The sequence below is a fragment of the Bradyrhizobium tunisiense genome, assembly GCF_042263385.1.
Lineage (GTDB): Bacteria > Pseudomonadota > Alphaproteobacteria > Rhizobiales > Xanthobacteraceae > Bradyrhizobium > Bradyrhizobium tunisiense.
This window is the reverse complement of record NZ_JBHLEV010000001.1, coordinates 119,616-140,250: the sequence shown is the minus strand read 5'-3', so window position 1 is coordinate 140,250 and position 20,635 is coordinate 119,616. Positions and strand designations below refer to the sequence as shown.

Annotated in this window: 17 protein-coding genes; 11 read left to right on the top strand and 6 right to left on the bottom strand. The window is 66.0% G+C overall.

All coding sequences use genetic code 11. The features are described 5' to 3' along the window. Positions 1–109: 109 nt before the first annotated feature. From pal to ACFDR6_RS00650, 6 genes are all read left to right on the top strand, one after another. Positions 110–598 (top strand): peptidoglycan-associated lipoprotein Pal, encoded by a 489-nt coding sequence (pal, locus tag ACFDR6_RS00675; protein ID WP_018317777.1) that lies wholly within the window; start codon positions 110–112, stop codon positions 596–598. Positions 599–789: 191 nt separating this feature from the next. Next, on the top strand, positions 790–1,842 hold the full coding sequence (gene ybgF / locus ACFDR6_RS00670) for a tol-pal system protein YbgF (RefSeq protein ID WP_375857058.1): 1,053 nt from the start codon (positions 790–792) through the stop codon (positions 1,840–1,842). A gap of 77 nt (positions 1,843–1,919) precedes the next feature. Next, positions 1,920–2,978: a tRNA lysidine(34) synthetase TilS gene (gene tilS, locus ACFDR6_RS00665; RefSeq protein WP_212088132.1), complete on the top strand. Its 1,059-nt coding sequence runs from the start codon at positions 1,920–1,922 to the stop codon at positions 2,976–2,978. Positions 2,979–3,246: 268 nt separating this feature from the next. Next, positions 3,247–5,172, top strand: a complete 1,926-nt coding sequence (gene ftsH / locus ACFDR6_RS00660; RefSeq protein WP_212088134.1) for an ATP-dependent zinc metalloprotease FtsH — start codon at positions 3,247–3,249, stop codon at positions 5,170–5,172. Positions 5,173–5,426: 254 nt separating this feature from the next. After that, positions 5,427–6,266 carry a universal stress protein gene (locus tag ACFDR6_RS00655; protein ID WP_375857056.1) on the top strand — a complete coding sequence of 280 codons (840 nt, stop codon included), beginning with the start codon at positions 5,427–5,429 and terminating at the stop codon, positions 6,264–6,266. Positions 6,267–6,275: 9 nt separating this feature from the next. Beyond that, on the top strand, positions 6,276–7,544 hold the full coding sequence (locus ACFDR6_RS00650; RefSeq protein WP_249153345.1) for an APC family permease: 1,269 nt from the start codon (positions 6,276–6,278) through the stop codon (positions 7,542–7,544). A gap of 99 nt (positions 7,545–7,643) precedes the next feature. Here ACFDR6_RS00650 and ACFDR6_RS00645 read toward each other — a convergent pair whose 3' ends face one another. Beyond that, positions 7,644–9,446, bottom strand: a complete 1,803-nt coding sequence (locus ACFDR6_RS00645) for a hypothetical protein (protein ID WP_375857054.1) — start codon at positions 9,444–9,446, stop codon at positions 7,644–7,646. Between the two features lie 11 nt (positions 9,447–9,457). Beyond that, a complete protein-coding gene (locus tag ACFDR6_RS00640; protein WP_317241073.1) occupies positions 9,458–10,960 on the bottom strand; it encodes a hypothetical protein in 1,503 nt (500 codons plus the stop codon). A gap of 330 nt (positions 10,961–11,290) precedes the next feature. Between ACFDR6_RS00640 and ACFDR6_RS00635 the strand changes: the two genes are divergently transcribed. Both ACFDR6_RS00635 and ACFDR6_RS00630 read left to right on the top strand, forming a co-directional pair. Further along, a complete protein-coding gene (locus ACFDR6_RS00635) occupies positions 11,291–11,455 on the top strand; it encodes a Flp family type IVb pilin (protein ID WP_027545569.1) in 165 nt (54 codons plus the stop codon). Positions 11,456–12,098: 643 nt separating this feature from the next. Beyond that, positions 12,099–12,779 (top strand): TetR/AcrR family transcriptional regulator, encoded by a 681-nt coding sequence (locus ACFDR6_RS00630; protein ID WP_212088150.1) that lies wholly within the window; start codon positions 12,099–12,101, stop codon positions 12,777–12,779. A 150-nt stretch (positions 12,780–12,929) separates the two neighbouring features. Here the strand turns inward: ACFDR6_RS00630 and pyk are convergent, their stop codons facing one another. After that, positions 12,930–14,366, bottom strand: coding sequence for a pyruvate kinase (gene pyk / locus ACFDR6_RS00625; protein ID WP_212088152.1), 1,437 nt, complete (start codon positions 14,364–14,366; stop codon positions 12,930–12,932). Further along, complete coding sequence (locus tag ACFDR6_RS00620) at positions 14,363–14,956, bottom strand: DUF1036 domain-containing protein (RefSeq protein WP_212088154.1); 594 nt, start codon at positions 14,954–14,956, stop codon at positions 14,363–14,365. The genes pyk and ACFDR6_RS00620 overlap by 4 nt, the downstream gene beginning before the upstream one ends. Before the next feature lie 177 nt (positions 14,957–15,133). On the opposite strand from ACFDR6_RS00620, the gene ACFDR6_RS00615 reads away from it, so the two are divergent. The 3 genes from ACFDR6_RS00615 (at position 15,134) to ACFDR6_RS00605 (ending at position 16,486) form a co-directional block, all read left to right on the top strand. Next, positions 15,134–15,439: a DUF1244 domain-containing protein gene (locus ACFDR6_RS00615; RefSeq protein WP_375857052.1), complete on the top strand. Its 306-nt coding sequence runs from the start codon at positions 15,134–15,136 to the stop codon at positions 15,437–15,439. Positions 15,440–15,637: 198 nt separating this feature from the next. Then, a complete protein-coding gene (locus ACFDR6_RS00610) occupies positions 15,638–15,910 on the top strand; it encodes a DUF2312 domain-containing protein (protein WP_014492426.1) in 273 nt (90 codons plus the stop codon). A 150-nt stretch (positions 15,911–16,060) separates the two neighbouring features. After that, the gene (locus ACFDR6_RS00605) at positions 16,061–16,486 is read left to right on the top strand and encodes a DUF1801 domain-containing protein (RefSeq protein WP_212088164.1); all 426 of its coding nucleotides are present in this window, start codon (positions 16,061–16,063) and stop codon (positions 16,484–16,486) included. A 36-nt stretch (positions 16,487–16,522) separates the two neighbouring features. Here ACFDR6_RS00605 and mepK read toward each other — a convergent pair whose 3' ends face one another. Both mepK and ACFDR6_RS00595 read right to left on the bottom strand, forming a co-directional pair. Beyond that, positions 16,523–18,139: a peptidoglycan L,D-endopeptidase MepK gene (gene mepK / locus ACFDR6_RS00600; RefSeq protein ID WP_375857050.1), complete on the bottom strand. Its 1,617-nt coding sequence runs from the start codon at positions 18,137–18,139 to the stop codon at positions 16,523–16,525. Positions 18,140–18,410: 271 nt separating this feature from the next. Beyond that, the gene (locus ACFDR6_RS00595) at positions 18,411–20,582 is read right to left on the bottom strand and encodes a L,D-transpeptidase family protein (RefSeq protein WP_212088168.1); all 2,172 of its coding nucleotides are present in this window, start codon (positions 20,580–20,582) and stop codon (positions 18,411–18,413) included. Between the last annotated feature and the right edge of the window lie 53 nt (positions 20,583–20,635).

The following is a 20,635-nucleotide window of genomic DNA, read 5'->3' as shown; positions in this document are numbered from 1 at the left end:
GCATTTGATCGGCTGAGGCAAGGTTCCGTCAAGGTTGACGGAACGTTCGCTTAACCAACCCCCTGTAGACCGGACAGCAGTGGACTAACGTGAGCGTGGAGGCTCCGGAATGAAACATCCTATGCGTATCCTCCAGGGATTGAAGCTGGTCGCGGTGCTTGCCGTCGCGCTGTCGATGGGTGCCTGCGCCAACAAGAATGCCGCGACGGATGCGATGGCCAATGCGGCGACGCCTGGCAGCCAGCAGGACTTCGTGGTGAACGTGGGGGACCGCGTGTTCTTCGAAAGCGACCAGACCGATCTGACCCCGCAGGCGATCGTGACCCTGGAGAAGCAGGCGCAGTGGCTGCAGACCTATCCGCGCTACAGCTTCACCGTCGAAGGTCATGCCGACGAGCGCGGCACCCGCGAATACAACATCGCGCTCGGCGCCCGGAGAGCCCAGTCGGTGCGCTCGTTCCTCGCCTCGCGCGGCATCGATCCGAACCGCATGCGCACGATCTCCTACGGCAAGGAGCGGCCGGTCGCGGTCTGTAACGATATCTCCTGCTGGTCGCAGAACCGTCGTGCCGTCACGGTGCTGAACGCGAGCTCCTGACGCCGATCAGTCAGGCGCCGTTCATCTTCCAAAACCGATTATGCCGGCGCCCTCTCGGGCGCCGGTTTCGTTTCAGCAATCCGTGACTTAAAACCCCGTGGTGGCAGTCACAGTTTTGGCGTACTCCCCTTCAATGTGTGGCGCGTCGCATGTTCCGTCGCAGGCCATTTCGCTTTCGTCGTCAGGGCAAGATGTCATCCAGATTTAAGCTCTTTACCGGCACCGTGGCGATGGCCACGCTGCTCTCTTTCGGCTCGCTTGCACTCGCGCAGTCGGACGATGATCCGGAGATGCGGATCGAGCGGCTGGAGAGCCAGCTGCGCCAGCTCACGGGCCAGAACGAGGAGCTGCAATACCGCAACCGCCAGCTCGAAGAGCGGCTGCGGGCGGTCGAAGGCGGCGCGCAAGCTGCGCCCGGACAGGCGCCCAATGTCGCGGCGATGCCGCCCGCCCAGCTTGCACCGGGTCAGGTCGCGCCGGGCTATCGCCAGCCGCAGCAGCAGGCCGCGCAGCCCAATTACGAGCAGCCCCAGGTCGCCGCTCCTGCGCCGATCATTCAGGAGCAGCCGGCGCCCGGCGCCCCCGGCATGCGCCGCCGCGGCGATGCTTTCGATCCCAACCAGAACCCGAACGCGCCGGGCGCGCCACGCGCGCTCGGCGGCGGCCAGCAGCCGATGCAGGCGGCTCCCGGCGGCGCCCCCGGCGGCCGCGGCGCCGGCGAGCCGCTCGATCTCGCCAACACCGCTCCCCGCTATCAGCCGCAGGCCGCGCCCCCGGCCGCGCAGCCCGGCTATCCGCCGGCTCAACCCGGCTATCCGGCGCCGGCGGGCGGCACGGGGCTTGCCACCCTGCCGCCGTCGGCCACGCCGCGCGACGAGTTCGACCTCGGCATCGGCTACATGCAGCGCAAGGACTATGCGCTCGCCGAGCAGACCATGAAGAACTTCACGCAGAAATATCCTGGAGACCCGCTGCTGGGGGACGCGCAATACTGGCTCGGCGAGAGCTATTTCCAGCGCCAGCAATATCGCGACTCCGCCGAAGCCTTCCTCGCCGTCACCACCAAATACGAGAAATCGGCCAAAGCGCCGGACGCGCTGCTGCGGCTCGGCCAGTCGCTCGCCGCCCTGAAGGAGAAGGAGGCCGCCTGCGCCGCCTTCGGCGAGATCGGCCGCAAATATCCGCGCGCTTCCGCCGGCGTCAAAGCCGCGGTCGACCGCGAGCAGAAGCGCGTGAAGTGCTGACGTCCGGGTCCTGACAAGACGGATGGTGCTACGCTAGACGTCGTCACCATCCGCCTTTGGAGGTCAGGGCCCGCGTCATGTCAGACGACGACAATTCTCCGATCTCGGCGCGCGAGGCGAGGCGGCTCTTTGCCGGCTTGAAAGGCGCGCCAGCGCTGGTCCTCGCCGTCTCCGGCGGACCCGACTCGGTCGCGCTGATGTGGCTGGCGGCGCGCTGGCAGCGCAGCCTCGCGCGTGGCCCGCGTCTCACCGTCGTCACGATCGATCACGGCCTGCGGCGCGAGGCGGCGCGGGAGGCGCGCGAGGTCAAGCGGCTCGCCACTGAACTCGGGCTACCGCACCGGACCCTGCGCTGGCGCGACGCAAAGCCGAAGACGGGGCTGCCGGCGGCCGCGCGCGAGGCCCGCTATCGTCTGCTCGCACAGGCCGCGCGCGCGGTCGGCGCGAGCCATGTGCTGACCGCCCATACCCGCGACGACCAGGCGGAAACCTTGTTGATGCGGCTGCTCCGCGGCAGCGGCCTTGCCGGACTGTCGGCAATGGCGTCCCTCAGTGAGCGCGAGGGGATCGTGCTGGCCCGGCCGCTGCTCGATGTCCCCAAGGCGCAGCTGATCGCGACCTTGAGGCGGGCCAAGATCGGCTTTGCCGACGATCCCAGTAACCGCGATACCGCCTTCACCCGGCCGCGCCTGCGCGCGCTGCTGCCGCAACTCGCCGCCGAGGGCGGCGATGCCCGCACGCTCGTGCGACTTGCGGCAAGGCTGGCGCGGGCCAATGCGGCAGTCGAGATACTGGCCGACGGCGCCGAGCGCTTCCTCCGTTTGCGGGATCGCGGCGATGCGCCGCAGGTGGGCGTTCGAAGCTTCGAGGCCTCGAGCTTCGCCCTTCTGCCCGAGGAGGTCCGGCTGCGGCTCCTGCTGCGGGCGATCAACGCGCTCGGACATGAAGGGCCGGCGGAACTCGGCAAGGTCGAAACCCTCCTGGCTGTGCTCGATCAGGCCATCGCCGCAAGTCCTCGCGCTGCCGCCAATGGCCGGCAGGCCTTGCGGCAGACCCTTGCGGGAGCCTTGATCAGCCTTGCCGGCGGGCGTATCCACATCGCACCGGCGCCGGCCCGGCGGCGCAAGGGTGTGTGAACACCGGCCATTCCGGTCCCCTGCCGTCAGGACACCTTAACCAGGCAGGGAAATCACCGGTCAGGTCGCCATTATTTCAGCGGGAATCGCTCTAAGATGGGCTAAATAGTCCCATCTCGTTCCCTTGGCAGCGACCGGTGCGGCACCTAGATTGTATGCTCTAACCGAGAGGATTCCTTGGGGATTTTCTCTAGCTTGCCCAAGCCACGCTGCCCAAGTAACTCCTGAAGGACCAGGCCGCGATCCGCGCGACCACGAAGGAAGATCGATGAACGCCAATCTGCGCAATTTCGCCCTCTGGGTCATCATTGTTTTGCTGCTGTTGGCGTTGTTCACGCTCTTCCAGAATCCGGGTCAGCGGGCCTCCTCGCAGGACATCGCCTTCTCGCAGCTCCTGAGCGAGGTTGACCGCGGCAATGTGCGCGACGTCGTGATCCAGGGCCCGGATATCCACGGTACCTTCACCAACGGCTCGAGCTTCCAGACCTATGCGCCGAACGATCCGACGCTGGTGAAGCGCCTGTATGACAGCAAGGTCCAGATCACCGCGAAGCCGCCCGGCGACAACGTGCCGTGGTTCGTCTCGCTGCTGGTCTCCTGGCTGCCCTTCATCGCGCTGATCGGCGTGTGGATCTTCCTGTCGCGCCAGATGCAGGGCGGCGCCGGCAAGGCGATGGGCTTCGGGAAGTCGCGCGCCAAGATGCTGACCGAAGCGCATGGTCGCGTCACCTTCGAGGACGTCGCGGGCGTCGACGAGGCCAAGCAGGATCTCCAGGAGATCGTCGAATTCCTGCGCGACCCCGGCAAATTCCAGCGTCTCGGCGGACGCATTCCGCGCGGCGTGCTCTTGGTCGGCCCGCCCGGCACCGGTAAGACCCTGATCGCGCGTGCGGTCGCGGGCGAAGCCAACGTGCCGTTCTTCACCATCTCCGGTTCGGACTTCGTCGAGATGTTCGTCGGCGTCGGCGCCAGCCGCGTCCGCGACATGTTCGAGCAGGCCAAGAAGAACGCGCCCTGCATCATCTTCATCGACGAAATCGACGCGGTCGGTCGTCACCGTGGCGCCGGTCTCGGCGGCGGCAATGACGAGCGCGAGCAGACGCTGAACCAGTTGCTGGTCGAGATGGACGGCTTCGAGGCGAACGAGGGCGTGATCCTGATTGCCGCCACCAACCGCCCCGACGTGCTCGATCCCGCGCTGCTGCGTCCCGGCCGCTTCGACCGTCAGGTCGTCGTGCCGAACCCCGACGTCGTCGGCCGCGAGCAGATCCTCAAGGTTCACGTCCGCAAGGTGCCGCTGGCGCCGGATATCAACCTCAAGACCATCGCGCGCGGCACCCCGGGCTTCTCCGGCGCCGACCTGATGAACCTCGTCAACGAAGCTGCGCTCACCGCAGCCCGCCGCAACAAGCGGATGGTGACGCAGGCCGAGTTCGAGGAAGCCAAGGACAAGGTGATGATGGGCGCCGAGCGCAAATCGCTCGTCATGACCGAGGAAGAGAAACTGCTGACGGCCTATCACGAGGGCGGCCACGCCATCGTCGGCCTCAACGTGCCCGCGACCGATCCGATCCACAAGGCGACCATCATCCCGCGTGGCCGTGCGCTCGGCATGGTCATGCAGCTCCCCGAGCGCGACAAGCTGTCGATGTCTCTGGAGCAGATGACCTCGCGCCTTGCGATCATGATGGGCGGCCGCGTCGCCGAAGAGCTGATCTTCGGCCGGGAGAAGGTGACCTCGGGTGCGGCCTCCGACATCGAGCAGGCGACCCGCCTTGCCCGCATGATGGTGACGCGCTGGGGCCTGTCGGAAGAGCTCGGCACCGTTTCCTACGGCGAGAACCAGGACGAGGTGTTCCTGGGCATGTCGGTGTCGCGCACGCAGAACGCCTCGGAGGCGACGGTCCAGAAGATCGATTCCGAGATCAGGCGTCTGGTCGAGGAAGGCTACAAGGAAGCAACCCGCATCCTCACCGAGAAGCATGCCGACCTCGAAGCTCTCGCCAAGGGCCTGCTCGAGTTCGAGACGCTGAGCGGCGACGAGATCATCGACCTGCTCAAGGGCAAGAAGCCGAACCGCGAGTCCGTGCTGGAGCCGACCACCCCGCGTGCGTCTGCCGTGCCCCCGGCCGGCAAGTCGCCGCGCCCGCGGCCCGATGCGGATCCCGGCCTGGAGCCGCAGCCGCAGGCGTAATCGCGGAGCTGCAGATCAGATTGAAAAACGCGGCGGAAACGCCGCGTTTTTTTGTTCTCCGAACGCGCGTGCGCGAGCCGGCTTCGCGCTGGCTCGTCCCGCAAGGCAGGCACCGCCGAACCAGAGCGTTCTGGCCCGGTACCATGGTTTGAACCTGGGCCGTTTTGCCACGGCATGTCGTCTGAATCCGTTGCGGTGGGTCAAGAAGGGGGGATTCGACGGCGTTAGGCTCCAGCTCGTCAAAGGAGCGATACATGGCTTTCAAGGATGTTCTGTTGACCCTGGCGAGCTACCCGGAACCGACGCCCGTTTCGGTGATCGACGAGGCGATTTCCATCGCCGCCGTCCTGGATGCGCACCTCGCAGCCATTTCCTGCGAGGTCCATGCGGAAGTACGCGAAAGCCTGCTCGGGGATGTCATCCTGGACATACCTTCGCTCGTTGCGCGCGAGGCCGCCAAGAGCCGGCAGAATGTGAACGCACTGCTCGCAGCATTCGAAGCGTCGGCCGTGAAAGCCGGCGTTCGGCACGAGACCATCATCGAGCAATGTGCAACCGCCGACGAGGCGGCAATGCTGGTCGATTATGCGAAGCTTCGCGATCTCACGATCATGGCGGTGCCGGAATTCCATGAGCGGTGGCACGCCGAGGAGGTAATCTTTGGATCGGGCAGGCCGACGCTGATCCTGCCCGCAACTCCGCGACCGCGGCGATTCCGGCTCGATGCTGTTTGCGTGGCTTGGGACTTCAGCCGCACCGCTGCGCGAGCGGTTTCCGATGCGCTTTCCTTGCTCGAAAGGGCTAAAACGGTGCGCGTCGTGACTGTCACGAACGAGAAGGCCCTGGATTCCAAACATTCGGCGGAAGAACTCGGAAAGAACCTCGCTCGCCACGGCATCGAGGTCGTGCTCGACAAGATCGATGCCGAGGGCAAGCCGATCAGCGAAGTCCTCGAGTCATACGTGCTATCTCGCGGCATCGACCTTCTCGTCATGGGCGCGTACGGAACGCCGAGGTGGCGGGAGTTCGTGCTCGGTGGTGCGACCAGGGGTCTGCTCTCCAAGCCTCCGATCCCGATCCTGTTTTCGCATTGATGCTCGGTCATGCAGGAGGCCGGAACAGATGCCAGTCAGCAACCTGCCATGGGAAAAGCGCCAGGTGGTTCTCCAAGGCTGATCAGGTCGCTCACGCTGACGCACGCGGTGCTGTACGGGCTCGGCGTGACGATCGGCGCCGGGATCTACGTCCTGGTGGGGGCGGCCGCCGCGCGGAGCGGAATGCACGCACCTCTGGCGTTCCTTGCTGCTGCCGTCGTGATGGGCGTGACGGCCGGGACTTTTGCTGAACTGGGCACGCGTCTGCCGGTTGCGGCCAGCGAGGCGGCTTATGTCCAGGCCGCATTCCATCGAAAATGGCTCGGCGGGGCCACAGGGTTGCTCGTGGTGGCCGCAGCGACGATCTCGGGCGCGACCATCACGGTTGGGAGCGCCGGCTACATCGGCGTATTCCTGCCGCTGCCTGCGAGCTGGATCATCGCTGGCGTCGTGGTTGCGATGGGAGCGATCGCCTGCCTGTCCGCGGTTCAGTCCATCAGCTTCGCCGGGCTGATGACGGTCGTGGAGATCGGAGGATTGGTCCTCATTGTCGGGGCCGGCTTATTTCAGGGCGACACCCTGGTGTCCCGACTGCCTGAATTGTGGGTCCCCATCAACGATAAGGTCGCCTGGACAGGGATCGCACAGACGTCACTGCTCGCCGTATTTGCATTCATCGGATTCGAGCACCTGGTGAACATATCCGAGGAAATGAAGAATCCCTCCCGGACCCTGCCTAGGGCGCTTCTCATCACCCTCGGCGTGACGGCGCTCCTCTACATGACCGTCGTCTGGGTTGCGGTGGTCGCGGTGCCCCCGGCCGAACTTGCACACTCCTCGGCCCCGCTCGCCCTGGTATTTCAGCGGTTGACCGGTCTTCCCCTCTCGGTGCTGAGCGCCGTCGCGATCGTCGCGACGGTCAACGGGATCATCGTTCACATGCTCATGATCGGACGTGTGCTGTACGGTCTCGCGGATCAGGGCAACCTTCCGGCCCTTCTGGCGAGGGTGAGCACCAGAAGCGGCGCGCCTGTGGTGGCAACCCTCTTCGGCGTCGGCGCCATCCTGATTCTCGCCCTCGGCGTTCCCTTGACCGGATTGGCCGAATGGACCTCACGCCTGACGCTTGGAACTTTCGTCCTGGTCAACCTGGCGCTTCTCCGGATCAAGACGAACGAATCGAAACCTCCTGCCGGCGTGTTCCTGGTGCCCATTTGGGTGCCGGTGGCGGGACTGTGCACAAGCGCCGCGTTGCTCCTGATCGATTTCTTCGGATAGAGCGCGCGTTTGCGCCTTGATGCGGCCCACAGGTCCGAGATCGTCCCAAGGCCGAACAGAGCGGCTGGATCTGCAGCTTCAGTTGCGGTTTGCGTGCCCTCACTTGCGCACGCGCCAGACGGTCATACCGGATCGAGATGCAGCCTCGATTCGCTCCAGATAATCTGGAGCTTCCCCCCGGCCGAGCCCTGCGGCGAGGCCCTCCGGCGCGATCCGGACAAGATCTTCCTGATCGGCGGAGCCGTTGCAGGTCAGGATGTAATCGACTTCTCGCACGCCGAGCATTGCACGCGCGGCCTGCGGCGGCGCCGTCATCGCATGCACCATGGCGAGGTTACCGTCATTGTTGCGATGGTAGGGGCCGGCGAACACCGAATGACCGGTTACTGCCAGGATCGCCGGACCTGAGTCGATCGGCGCCATGATCCGACCGGGCGGCAGGGCAGCGAGGGGAGCGGCGCTGGAGATGGTCTGGCAGGAGACGTTGCGCTCGGGCGCCGCGATCTCATGGCGGCTCGCCCCGGCGAATGCCGGCCAGACGGCAAAGCCGATGCCGCCGAGTGTGGCGGGCGACACCAGCAGTGCGGCACGCACCAGCCCCCAATCGGCAACGACACGCGTGCGCAGCGCCGCGATCGCCATGACGCAGAGCGGCGCGGCAAGGATGTTGGCGGCGGCGGCGCCGCGCAATTCCCACAGGCTGATGCCGTACAGCGCTGCGAGCGTGACGGTCGAGACGATCCAGCGAAAGCGCCTCTCGGGCCTGTCGCGAATGATGGCGGCCACGCACAGGCCGAGCGTCAGCAAGGGAAACGCGTAGTACCCGAGCAGCTTCTGCGGCTGCATCCGCGCCAGCTCCGTCACCGGTATGGTCTCGGTGACCCGGTCGAGCCAGAAGCTGACGAGCAGGGGATCGACCTGTGCGTAGGGCGAGGCAACGCAGCTCGGATAGGATTTGAAGAACGCGCCCAAGAGGAGCGCACCCATAATTGCAGCCGCCGCAAGGCGCCTCCACAGGGAGCTGTGCGGAGAGCTGACGCCGGCCACCGCGAGCAGCGCGATGCCGCCGCCCGCGGACAACAGCAGGATGGGGCCTCCGAAGGCATCGCAGACGGGCTTCGCCAGATTGCTCATCGGGAGCAGCAGCAATGCCAGCAGCAGCGCTGATCCGGCGAGGCCTGCACCATAGGCGCAGGCGGAGCGCAGCACGTGAGCGCCCTTCCAGATCAGGAGACCGACCACGGCCGCGCTCGCCACGGCAATGGCAGGCAGCATTTCCAATCCGATCGCCAGCGAAAGCGCCGCCAGACATCCCGCCGATGCCGCCCTGAATGCCGAATGTTCGAGATCGGTGATGCACAACATGAAGCCGAGCAGCAACACGATCTGCACATTGTGATGATCGATCGCGCCGGCGCGGAAGTGGATCAGGGCAGGGATCGACAGCGACGTGACCAGAATCGTGGCAAGCTGGATCCGCGGCCGCTCGGCCGCGGCGCTTGCCTGACCCGCGATCGCCGTTGCGAGCCAGAGCGCGGCGCCCAACAACAGCGAGGGCCATGCGACCAATGCGAGCGCTTCCGAAGCATGCTGGCCGAACAGGGGGCGAAACGAGAGGATCAGCAGGGCTAGCGGCGCATCGACGATGCGGGACCAGTGCATCGCGATTCCGGGCGGATCGAGCCGGTATTGGATCAGATCGAACCAGCCCTGGCCGGCCAGGAGATCGCGTACCTCGACCAGTCGCATCGCGTCGTCGGTCGACAAGGTGTCGAACACGCCGGCCTTGATCGCGGGAAGTCCGAGCGCCACCACGATCGCCGCCCAGGCGATCGTGAGCACGATCGCGGGACTCAATGTCGTGCTGGATCCTCGCTCGGTCGGCAGGAACAGGGACGGCATCGTCCCGCGCCTCAATTCGAGGCCGCGGGCGTGGACCTGCTATCCGCGCTCTGTCCGTCCTCGCGCACGTGGATGACGGCGATGTCGTCCGCATAGATCCGCTTCCAGCCCTTGAGCTGGTCGAGGATCTGCGGGCCCGGCGCATCGGCAACCAGGAGCGTCGCGTCGATCTTGTACTCGTCGAGCAGGCGCGGCAGCAGCTCGGGCTTCTTGCCCTCCGTTGCCTTGAAGAAGTCCATGACGAATTTCTCGCCATAGAGCTCGGCGCGGCCGTCGACGAAGACCGGAATGTCGCGCGAGATCAGGTAGCCGCCGAACTGGTAGGCGTTGAAGATGCGCTGCACCTTGCGTTGCTCGAGCAGGTCGACCGCCGCAACGGGCGTTTGCGTCATCGTGAAGGTAAAGCGGTGGTGCCCCAAGTAGAGCGACGTCGAGGTCCAACTCGCCGCCACGATCATCAGTGCACCAAGGGCGGTGACATAGCGGGCCGGCCAGCGGTCGCCATCGGTGGCGTCAGGCGCCGGGCGCGGGAACATCTGGCCGAGCGGCTTTGCCAGCACCAGCGGCACGATGAACGCAAATGCCTCGATGCTCCGGACATGGGTCAGTGCGCTCCAGGTCAGGAACAGGATCAGGAAGATCCGGGGCGCCGACAGCACCAGGCCGCGATAATAGCCGAATGCGATCAGGGCGAGCAGGGCGCCTTCGAAGGACGTGAACGTGGCGAAGTTCGCCGGCGCCCATTCGAAGATCAGCGACAGCAGCTCGCCAAGGCCGAGGATGTTGGTCGCGCCCTGCAGCGTCCGCCACCCATAGGGCGTGCAGCAGCTCGCAATCAGCGCGCCGATTCCGAACAGGACCCAGCGCATGAACAGCCGAAGGCGTTGTCCCTTCTCGGCATGCTCGACCGCTTCGAGCGAAATCGGTCCGATCAGCGCCAGGCCCAGCACGAAGCCGCCATGCAGATTGGCCCAGAGCGCCATCAGCGGCAGCCAGGTCCAGGACGGCGCGCTCCTGCGGTCGGCAGCTCCCATCAGCAGGCCGACCCACGCCACCATGACGGGCAGCGCCAGGATATGCGGACGCGCCAGCACGTGATGGATCGACAGCAGCAGGGCCAGCATCGCGAACAGCACGGCGCGCGGTGCCTCGATCTGCGCGTCGAGCAGATAGACGAAGATTGCAAGCGCAAGCGCAATCGCGATCGCGGTGAGGATGACCGGGCCAGCCCAGCCCCATTGCGCATGGGAGAAGGCGAACAGCACCTGCGACAGCCATGACGTCGAAATCCACGTCGCGCCGGTTCGCGTGAAGGAATAGATGTCGGTGGTGGGCATGGCGCCGTGATCGAGGATCCATTGCCCGATCTTGATCTGCCAGAACGAGTCGGAATCCTGAAGCAGCGTGTCGCCGACGAAGAGGTAGAACAGATAGGCGCCGGCACCGACGCACAGCGGCACCAGGGCCCTCGCGCGGCTCTGCACCGCGATGCTGTTGGCAAAGGAAAGGGACATGCCGCCTCGTCGTCCTGTTGTTCTTGTCATCGAGCGCGATCCGGACCCGGAGGGCCGCTTCAGGCCGAGCGGTCGGCATTGGACCATAGCGGTCATAACTTGGGGTAAACCGGCCACGCTATCGCGGTTTCATGTCCCGACAATTTAACGGATTGTTCTAGATTTCCATTTACCATCGGCGAATACACGCAACCCGCCCTGTGTTTACGCAGTCGAATTAACTGCGGCGCAATTCTTTGCCTCTACGTTCGGTTTCAAGGTCGGGCGGCGCTGGGAAGCCGAAGAGACCGGATCAGTTGTAAGCCTCGTGTACTCATTTGGAGCACTTCTATGAAGAACCTCGTTGCGCGTTTCGTGAAGGATGAATCCGGCGCCACCGCCATCGAATACGGCCTGATCGCTGCCGGCATCGCGCTCGCGATCATCACCGTCGTCAACAATCTCGGCACCACGCTGAACACCAAGTTCACCTCGATCTCGACCAGCCTCAAGTAAGGCCGGACGAACCAGGGATTCGAAGAGCCCCGTCCTCGACGGGGCTCTTTTCGTTTGGGGCGAGGCTCGTCGCTGGTTCGTCAGTTCAGCTCAGCTCTTCAGCTAGCTCTTCAGCTTTCTTGGGCCAGGCTTGCCAGTCTGCTCGACGAAGCCGGCGCAGCAGACCCGCGCGGCTCCGGGCGAGGTAGAATTTCACGACCCAGATCGATGCTGCGGCGAGCGCAATGCCGCCGAGGCAGCGCACGGCCACAGCGCCCACACGTAGAGCACGGCGGATGCCGCGCAACTGTCCGGCATAGACCGCGGTGTTGATCTCGGGAAAAATGCGCGGCCGGCAAATTCAATGCGTAAGAGGTGCCGATCGCGGGCACCAGCGCGGAGATCGTGATGGTGACGGCGAGCGCGAGGCTCATCGCGAGCATGAACAATTGCAACCGCACGTGGCGCTCCGTCAGTGCCAGCACGACGGGAATGCCGAGCCGCGGAGGCGCTCCAGTCCGGATCGCCGTGACGCGTCACGCATTTCCATCTTGTCATTCACCCTGAATAGTTGTTCAGTCCTTGCGGGGCGATTTGCATCTTTTGCGTGACGAAGCGTTCGGCCGCAGGGCGTGCGGCAGGCGTGTGGGACAGGAAGCGCGCCATGGTTTATCGGCGGACGCATCAAGTGGTTAAGCGCCTTGCGGCGCGGCGCAGTGCGATTCTGACGGCGGCGCGGGAGACGGCGGCGGAAGGCGGCATGGCGGCGGTGCAGATCGCGCCGGTCGCGGTCCGGGCCAATGTCGCGGCCGGCACGGTCTACCGCTACTTCCCCTCCAAGGCCGAGCTGATTTCCGAACTGATTGCCGAGGTCTCCCGCGACGAGCTCGCGGCGATCCGCCGGGCGGCCGATGCGGCGCCCGGGCCGTCCTCGGCGTTGGCCGCGGCCGTGACAACCGTGGCGGTCCATACCCTGTCGCAGCGCAGGCTCGCCTGGGGCATCCTGGCCGAGCCCGTCGATGTCGATGTCAGCGCCTCCAGGCTTGCCAGCCGGCGCGAGATCGCGGGCGAGATCGCATCCCGGATCGACGCCGCGGTGCGTGCCGGTCACCTGCCGGCGCAGGACACCGCGCTCGCGGCCACCGCGTTGCTCGGCGCGCTGCATGAGGCCCTGGTCGGGCCGCTCGCGCCCGACAATCTCGACGATCCCGTCAAGATGCGCGACGCGGTGCAGACCGTGACGCTGCTGGCCCTGCGCGCGGTCGGCGTCATGGACGCCCGCGCCCGCGGCCTGGTCGTCCAGCAGACGCTGCTGCCGACGACGAAGGCGCTGGTTGGCGCGTAACATCGGCCGCGCGGCCGGGCGGCGGCCTGACCTCGCTCATGTCGTTGACGGAGCGAGCCTTTCCGCAAGACCGCAGCAAGCCCGCCGGACCCTCCGGCTCCTTTGCATGGGGTTGTTTTTCGATTTTTTGTTTGGCGGCGCCTGCCGGACCTAAATGTTCGCGTCGCCTTCGGGGCCGACCGAGGCGATGCGCACCATGTTGGTGGTGCCGGGAATGCCGAGCGGCACGCCGGCGACGATGATCACGCGCTGGCCGGCGCGGACGAAGCCGTCACGGAACGCGATCTGGCCGGCGCGGCTGACCATGTCGTCCTGGTCGCGCGCGTCCTCCGCCACCACGCAATGCACGCCCCAGACCACCGCGAGCCGGCGGCCGGCGGTGATGTTCGGCGTGATCGCCACGATCGGCGGCTTCGGCCGCTCGCGCGCGACGCGCACGGCGGTCGAGCCTGACGAGGTCCAGCAGATCAAGGCGGGCAGGTCCAGCGTTTCGGCGATCTGCCGTGCGGCATCCGCGATGGCATCGCCGGCGGTCGATTCCGGCGGGGGGCGCTGCGCCGTGATCACCGAGCGGTAGGTCGGGTCGCGTTCGACCTCCTCGCCGATGCGGTTCATGGTCGAGACCGCCTCGACCGGGAATTTGCCGGCCGCCGATTCCGCCGACAGCATGATGGCGTCGGCGCCCTCATAGACGGCGGTAGCGACGTCGGAGACTTCGGCGCGGGTCGGCACCGGCGACTGGATCATCGATTCCAGCATCTGGGTCGCGACCACCACCGGTTTGCCGGCGCGGCGCGCCATCCGTGTCATCTGCTTCTGCAGGCTCGGAACGCGCTCCAGCGGCAGCTCGACGCCGAGGTCGCCGCGCGCCACCATCAGCGCATCGGAGGCCTCGATGATGTCGGCGAGGCGGTCGATCGCCTGCGGCTTCTCGATCTTGGCCATCACGGCAGCGCGGCCGCGGATCATCTTCTTGGCTTCGAGCACGTCGTCCGCGCGCTGCACGAAGGACAGCGCGATCCAGTCGACGCCGGTGACGAGCGCCGCCTCGAGGTCGGCGCGGTCCTTCGACGTCATGGCGGAGACCGGCAAATCGGTGTCGGGCAGGCTGACGCCCTTGCGGTCGCTCATCTTGCCGCCGACCACGACACGCGTCACCGCGTGCTCCTTGGAGGTTTCCTCCGCGATCAGGCGTACCTTGCCGTCGTCGAGCAGCAGCGCGTGCCCGGGCCGCAGCGCCGCCAGGATCTCCGGATGCGGCAGGTGGACGCGCGTGGCATCGCCGGGCGCCTTGTCGGAATCGAGCGTGAAGGTCTGGCCGTTCTGGAGCTGCACCGAGCCTTCGGCGAAGGCACCTAACCTGAGCTTCGGACCCTGGAGATCGACCAGGATGCCGATCGGCCGGCCATAGCTGCTCTCGACGTTGCGGATCGTCGCCACCAGCTCCCGCATCTTGTCATGCGGGGTGTGGCTCATGTTGATGCGAAACAAGTCGGCGCCGGCCTCGAACAGGCGGCGGATCATCGCGAGATCCGAAGAGGCCGGTCCCAGCGTCGCGAGAATCTTGATACGGCGAAGACGCCTCATTGCTTACTTCCAGACGGTGGCGAGGGAGGTGGCGGGAGCCCAGGCGCGGCGGGGGGCGTACCACCGGGCGGGCTGTTGGGCAAACCCGGAACCCCGCCCGGGCCAACCGGACCAGGCAGGCCGGGTACGCGTTGCTGCGCCGGCTGTTCGTTGGCGTCGGTCAGCTGCACGGTCCACGCTCGCTGCTCACCGGTGTCGACCTCGAAATAGCCGGTCCGGTCGTAGCCGCGCGCGAGGCAATCCTCGGTGCCGCGGATGGTGAACTCCTTGTCGCGCGAGCACATGAAGGCCTGCCCCGACCACTCGCCGCCGCGGTCATAGTCGATCGCGTAGATGTAATAGTAACGGGCGACGAGCGTTCCCCGCAGCAGGGTCTCGCAGGAGCGGGACGAGATGTTCCACCAGCCTTCGGTGGTCCAGCCCTCGGCGTCCTTGTAGCCGAGCGCAATGCCGACCCGGCTCGACGTGTTGTTGCAGAGGCGGAAATCGGCGGAGGCCGGACTGGCGCAGAGGCACAGCAAGGCGATCACCAGCACCGGGACCAACCGGGCGAGCAGGCGAAGCGGGGAGCGGGGAGATTCGGCAATCATTGTCGCGGTAGCTATACCAGATCATTGACGATTTGGCGTAGGGGTCGGGAACCGGCCCAAGCAGCGGCCATTCCATCGCCGGGCGAGTTTGCGCCGGGATATGGCAAAATCTGTGACAGGCCCCACCTGATCCCGTAAGGGTGACCTCCATCGGGGCAGGCCCAAGGGGATACAGCTATGGCAATCGACGACAAAACCAGAACCGAGCTCGAGGCGGCCGCATTTCGGCGCCTCGTCGATCATCTGAAGACGCGGACGGATGTTCAGAACATCGACCTGATGAATCTCGCCGGCTTCTGCCGCAACTGCCTGTCCAACTGGCTCAAGGAAGCTGCCGACACCCAAGGCGTCGCCTTGAGCAAGGACGAGAGCCGGGAGGCCGTCTACGGCATGCCCTATGAGACCTGGAAAGCGAAGTACCAGGGCGCGGCCACGTCCGAGCAGCTCGAGACCATGAAGAAGGTCCATCCCCACGGGCATTGAGCGGCCTCGGCCGCCGCCGCGCTGAGTCGCACCACACAACAGGTTTCTTTGCGCTGTCGCAGGAAGATGTGGGCGCGCTGTGGACGAGCGCGATGCTGCCTTGAACGCAGTCGGCACCAACCCTAAGGGTTCTCCCCAGCACGCGCGGTGAGGATGCCGGCGTCACCTCGTTTTGCCAGTTCCATTGGGAGTACCTAGATGGCCACCTCCGCCGCCGTCCGCGACGACGAGCCCGCGACGAAATTTGCCAAGGACCAGCTCAAATCCATCATCGAGCGCATCGAGCGGCTGGAGGAAGAGAAGAAGGCGATCTCCGACGACATCCGCGACGTCTATGCCGAGAGCAAGGGCAACGGCTACGACGTCAAGGCGCTGCGCACCATCGTGCGAATGCGCAAGCAGGACCCGAACGAGCGCGCCGAGGCCGAGACCATTCTCGAAACCTACATGCAGGCGCTGGGAATGCTCTGAGGCGTTGGCGCCTCACCACCACTGCCGCGGCGCGACCGAGCGCAGGAAGATTCGCGTGCTTGCGGTGCGGAAGCATTTCCGGGATTGCGCTGCGCTCCATCGGCGCTACAAATCGGCGATGCTGCACCTGGGCTGTGAACGGAGACCGCCGTGACTGCACCGGCGCTGCCGCGCGAGGTGAGCCGCGCCTTTGGCGCTCTTCCAGGGCCGATCGGCAAGCGGCTGCTTCAGGTGCGGGACTTGATCTTCGCGACTGCCGCGGCGCATGACGATGTCGGCCGGCTCACGGAAACGTTGAAATGGGGCGAGCCGGCTTACCTGACCGATGAGACCGGCAGCGGCTCGACGATCCGGCTCGGCCGCATCAAGGACTCCACACACGCCGCCATTCTGTTCAACTGCAAGACGACGCTGATCGACGCGTTTCGCGAGCGCTTTCCCGATCAGTTCGAATACCGGCAGACGAGGGCGCTGTTGTTGCCGGTGGCGGGCAAGCTGCCGAAGCAGGAGCTCATCGTCTGCCTGTCGCTGGCGTTGACGTATCACCTGGATCGGCGGGGACGGAAAGCGCGGTAAAGGTTACGTGCTTGGACGTGGTGAAGCCTACCAGCTTCAGCGCAGCGCGGCGGTGCGCACGACGAACGAGGTGGTCTCGAGCTTCGCGGTCGCGTTGCCCGAGAAGCTGTCGCAGGACAGGCCCTGCATCGGATCGTCGACGAAACCCATCGCGATCACGGCCCGCGGCTTGACGAAATAGGCGCGTAGGGCGGCCGTATCGAACTCGCCCATCAGCGTGACCGACATCGCACGGCTGGCGCTCGGGGACAGCATCACGATCTTGAGCCAGATGCTCTCGCCCTTGGCGGCGGAGAGACGGGTCGCGGTCGCGACCATGCCGTCGACGCTCTTGCCGACCACCGTATTGACCTCCGTCGCCTGAGCGAGGCTGCGCGAGGCGGGGCGGGCGGAACGCGGGATCGGCGCCGAGGCGGCGACGACATTGGCGCGGTCAACCGGAGAGGCGGCCGGCGCGAACGCCAGCGCCTGAAGGGCCGTGTTGGACACGCTCGCGGTGGGTTGCGGATCGGTGGCAGCGGCAAGGGCCTGGCGGGCCTTCAGCGCAGCGATCTGCGCCGGCGTCGCCTGTTGCGGCGCGGGCACATCATCCCAGAAGCCGCGGGCATTGATGATGTCGGCCGGGGTCTCCGGCTTGCCGTCAAGAGATTTGCCGGAGGCCGGCTTGTCAGCCACCGGGGCAGGCTTCGGCTTGGGCGCCGCGACGAGCTGCGCATCGGCCGAGGCGAGCTGGATCGTGGCGGCCATTTGTGGCTTGGCGCGCGGCGTCGGCACCGGTTCGGCAGGCTTGACCGCCGCGGCGGCGACCACGGTCGGAGCCGCCGGCTTCGCGGCCGGGGCGGGCGCGCCCTCGTCATCCTCGTCGCTGCTGCTGGCCGGAGCTGCCGACTTGCCCTTGAACAGGGCGGCAAAGAAATTCGGCTTGCTGCCGGAATCCTCGCCGCTGCCGCGTCGCTCGATCTCGGCCTTGGCGAGCTCGTAACCCTTCAGCGGCGTGCCGTCGGTCGGCAGATGCACCGTCTTTCCATCCGGGAAGACGCGGGCGAGCTGGTCATGCGTCATACGCGGCCAGTGCCGGACACTACCGGTATCCAGATGCACGAAGGGCGAGCCTGAGGTCGGATAGAAGCCGACGCCGCCGCGCTGGAGGCGCAGGCCGGCAAAGCGGATCTGCTCCAGCGGAACGCCCGGAATGTAGAAGTCCATCGCATGCCCCAGCATGTGCTGGCTGGCGCGCGCCACGCCGGAGGAGCGGCGGCGGAGCATGGCGTTGGTGGCGGGGGATCGGTAGGAGGAGATGATCTGGATCGGCTGCTTGCCGTCGACGTCGCGGTAGACTTCCCAGAGGATGTCGAACAGGCGACGGTCCATGACCGTCTCATCCTGGGTACGCCAGTCGCGCAGGAAGTGGTTGAGCCGCTTCAGCGCCGCCTCGTCATAGCGCCCGTCGCGCTTGAAGGTGACGGTGAGGTCTTCGCCCGAATGAGTGTGGTGGAAGGAGAGTGTCTTGGTCTCGTTCAGCGCGGCGGCGTCATGAACCGAACCTGCGGCAGCAAGCAGCAGTGCGGCAGCAAGGCCGATCCTGGATCCGGCCTTCACTCCCGCATGGGACAACGACAGCACAACGAATTGGCGTGCGAGACCAGTCAGCACGTATGAGCCCACCCAGTCGACGAGCGTTCAAAATGGACTCTCCCGCCAACCCCGTAGCCGCGCGAAAGAGGATGAACGCTTTATTAAAGCGAGAAGGTTAATTTGAGGTTGACCTTCCCGCCCCCAAACCAAGTCAGAATACAAACCTAACCGGTTGACTGTGGCAAAAAAACGCCCATCGCCCGGGCCTAGGTGGACAATGGTTAACGTTAAGCGGCCCCGTCCATGGGACGGGGCCGCTGATTTCGTTGCAGAATTCGTCGAACGGAGCTTAGCGGGTAAACACCCGCTGCTGCTGGGTCCTGCGGCCGATCGGGGCCGGCGGGGTCGGGGCTCCGCCTCCGAACAGCCGCTCGAAGAAGTTCGGGCCGGACGAGCCGAAGCCACCGCCGTTGTTGGCCACCGCTACCCCTGACGGCAGCGTCGTCGCCGGGCGCGAATAGCTCGGCTGCGAGTGCGCCACGATGGCCTCGAGGTCCTTGCCGCGGTTGCCCTTCAGGATGTTGATCATGACCGCGTCGCGGCCATACACATCCTTGCGGAATTGCAGCTTGCCGGCGTCGTCCACGAAAGCGGTCTGATAGGTGATGTTGACCGGAATCGGCGTTGGGAATTTCAGGTCGATCTCGCTCTTGCCGTACATGCTGCGGATACGCTCCGGCGTGTACTTCTCGCTGGGCATCACGATGTTGAGCAGCACGGAGGCGTACTGATCCGGATTCTGCACGCGCATGCAGCCGTGGCTGAACGCGCGCTCTTCCTTGGCGAACAGGTGCTTGTCCGGCGTGTCGTGCTGATAGACCAGGAACTTGTTCGGGAAGTTGAAACGTATGCGGCCGAGCGCGTTGGCTTCGCCGGGCGGTTGCGAGATATGCACCGAGCCGTCGCGGTTTTGCTCGAGCCTCAAGCCCATGCGCTGGAGCACGGTCGGGTCCTGCTGCAGCGCCGGCAGGTACTCGTTGTAGACGATCGACGGCGGCACGTTCCAGGTCGGGTTGACCGTGATGTACTTCATCGTCTCGGTGAGGAGCGGGGTGGCTTGCTTGCCCGGCTTTCCGGTGACGACGCGTGTGGTCCAGACCTGCTGTCCACGCTGCATCACCTTCAAGGTGAAATCGGGAATATTGAGGATGACATAGGCATCGCCGAGCGCGGGCGCGCCGAGGTCCCGCGGCAGCCAGCGCCAGCGCTCCATGTTCACCAGCACCACGTCGATCTGCTTGTCGCGCTTCGGGGTGTTGAGCGCCTTGACCGTCTTGTCGTCGAGGATACCGGTCGCCTTCATCTCGGCGCCGCTCTGGAACTTGCGCACGGCGTCGGCCACGGCCGCGTCGTAGCGGGTGTCGTTTGCGTTCTCGGTAATGCCGAGCTTGGCGCGCAGCTGCGGCACGCGCGGATCTTCCACGACGATCTCGGCCTGCTTCTTGCCGGCCGGGGTATATTTCAGCGCCGGACCGTCGGCGATCTCGATCACCGGGCCGTTGCCCTGGCCGCGCAGCTCGGCGAGCTTGGCCTTCAGCTCCTTGTAGAGCTTATGCGGCGGGTTGTAGCTGTCGAGCGCCGCGGAGGCATCCGCCGCGGTCGTGACCTTGGCGAGCACCTCGTTCGGATCGACCGGATGCTCGGGATAGAGGATGTCGCCGCTGGCCTGTGACCAGTGCATGCGGCCGCTCTGGGCGTGGCGCGCATAGTCGAACATGCTGGCGGTGAGCTTCAGCTCGGCGTCGGCGAGCGTATCGGGCGTCGTGGCGCTGGCGAAATCCGGCACCGCATAGTCGGCAGGGTTGAGACCGTCGGAGGCCGCGTCCTTCAGCCGCGCGATGACGCCCTTGGCCGCGGCGGTCAGGCTGCCGCCTTGCGTCCAGACCGGCGCGAAGTCGCGTGCGCCATAAAACTTCTCGATCGCCGCGCGCTCGTTCTTGCGGTCGAAATAGCGCGACGTCTTGGCGCCGATGATGTCCTTGAGCTTGTCGGCGACCGGCTGGTCGGCGGCGGGAACGTTGCTTGCGGCCTTGACCGGCTCGGCGGCCGGCGCCGCAGGAGCGACGGGCGGGGCGGTTGCGGTGTCAGCCTTGGCAGGTTCAGATTTGGCGGGCTCGGTTTTTGCGGACTCGCTCTTGGGCGCCTCGGTGGCAGGCGAGGTCGCGATGTCGGCAGGCTTGGTCTCGACCTTGTCGGGCGCCGGTGCGGCTGCGGCCTTCGCGGGTTCCCTGGCCGAGTCCTGAAGCGTCGCGGTGGTGTCGAGCTTGACGTCGGAGGCGGTCGGCGGCGGGACGTTGGCGGGCTCGGGACGCGGGATTGCGGCTTCGATCGCGAGCTCGGCAGCGCTGCTGCGCGCCTGATCCTGCGCCAGGGCCGAGCTGGCCGACACCGTGAGGAAGGTTGCCGCGACCGTCATCAAGACACGGTCAAAGCCCGCACGGTGGTTCAAACAGTCACGCATTGTGTCGCACCCCTCGGGTGAACTGTCCCTCGTGGAACAGCTTCGTTTTTCGC

Excerpts from the sequence above, each read along its gene's own strand:
- pal (WP_018317777.1), top strand. The coding sequence starts at position 110 with ATGAAACATCCTATGCGTATCCTCCAGGGATTGAAGCTGGTCGCGGTG.
- ybgF (WP_375857058.1), top strand. The coding sequence starts at position 790 with ATGTCATCCAGATTTAAGCTCTTTACCGGCACCGTGGCGATGGCCACG.
- tilS (WP_212088132.1), top strand. The coding sequence starts at position 1,920 with ATGTCAGACGACGACAATTCTCCGATCTCGGCGCGCGAGGCGAGGCGG.
- ftsH (WP_212088134.1), top strand. The coding sequence starts at position 3,247 with ATGAACGCCAATCTGCGCAATTTCGCCCTCTGGGTCATCATTGTTTTG.
- ACFDR6_RS00655 (WP_375857056.1), top strand. The coding sequence starts at position 5,427 with ATGGCTTTCAAGGATGTTCTGTTGACCCTGGCGAGCTACCCGGAACCG.
- ACFDR6_RS00650 (WP_249153345.1), top strand. The coding sequence starts at position 6,276 with ATGCAGGAGGCCGGAACAGATGCCAGTCAGCAACCTGCCATGGGAAAA.
- ACFDR6_RS00645 (WP_375857054.1), bottom strand. The coding sequence starts at position 9,446 with ATGCCGTCCCTGTTCCTGCCGACCGAGCGAGGATCCAGCACGACATTG.
- ACFDR6_RS00640 (WP_317241073.1), bottom strand. The coding sequence starts at position 10,960 with ATGTCCCTTTCCTTTGCCAACAGCATCGCGGTGCAGAGCCGCGCGAGG.
- ACFDR6_RS00635 (WP_027545569.1), top strand. The coding sequence starts at position 11,291 with ATGAAGAACCTCGTTGCGCGTTTCGTGAAGGATGAATCCGGCGCCACC.
- ACFDR6_RS00630 (WP_212088150.1), top strand. The coding sequence starts at position 12,099 with ATGGTTTATCGGCGGACGCATCAAGTGGTTAAGCGCCTTGCGGCGCGG.
- pyk (WP_212088152.1), bottom strand. The coding sequence starts at position 14,366 with ATGAGGCGTCTTCGCCGTATCAAGATTCTCGCGACGCTGGGACCGGCC.
- ACFDR6_RS00620 (WP_212088154.1), bottom strand. The coding sequence starts at position 14,956 with ATGATTGCCGAATCTCCCCGCTCCCCGCTTCGCCTGCTCGCCCGGTTG.
- ACFDR6_RS00615 (WP_375857052.1), top strand. The coding sequence starts at position 15,134 with ATGGCAATCGACGACAAAACCAGAACCGAGCTCGAGGCGGCCGCATTT.
- ACFDR6_RS00610 (WP_014492426.1), top strand. The coding sequence starts at position 15,638 with ATGGCCACCTCCGCCGCCGTCCGCGACGACGAGCCCGCGACGAAATTT.
- ACFDR6_RS00595 (WP_212088168.1), bottom strand. The coding sequence starts at position 20,582 with ATGCGTGACTGTTTGAACCACCGTGCGGGCTTTGACCGTGTCTTGATG.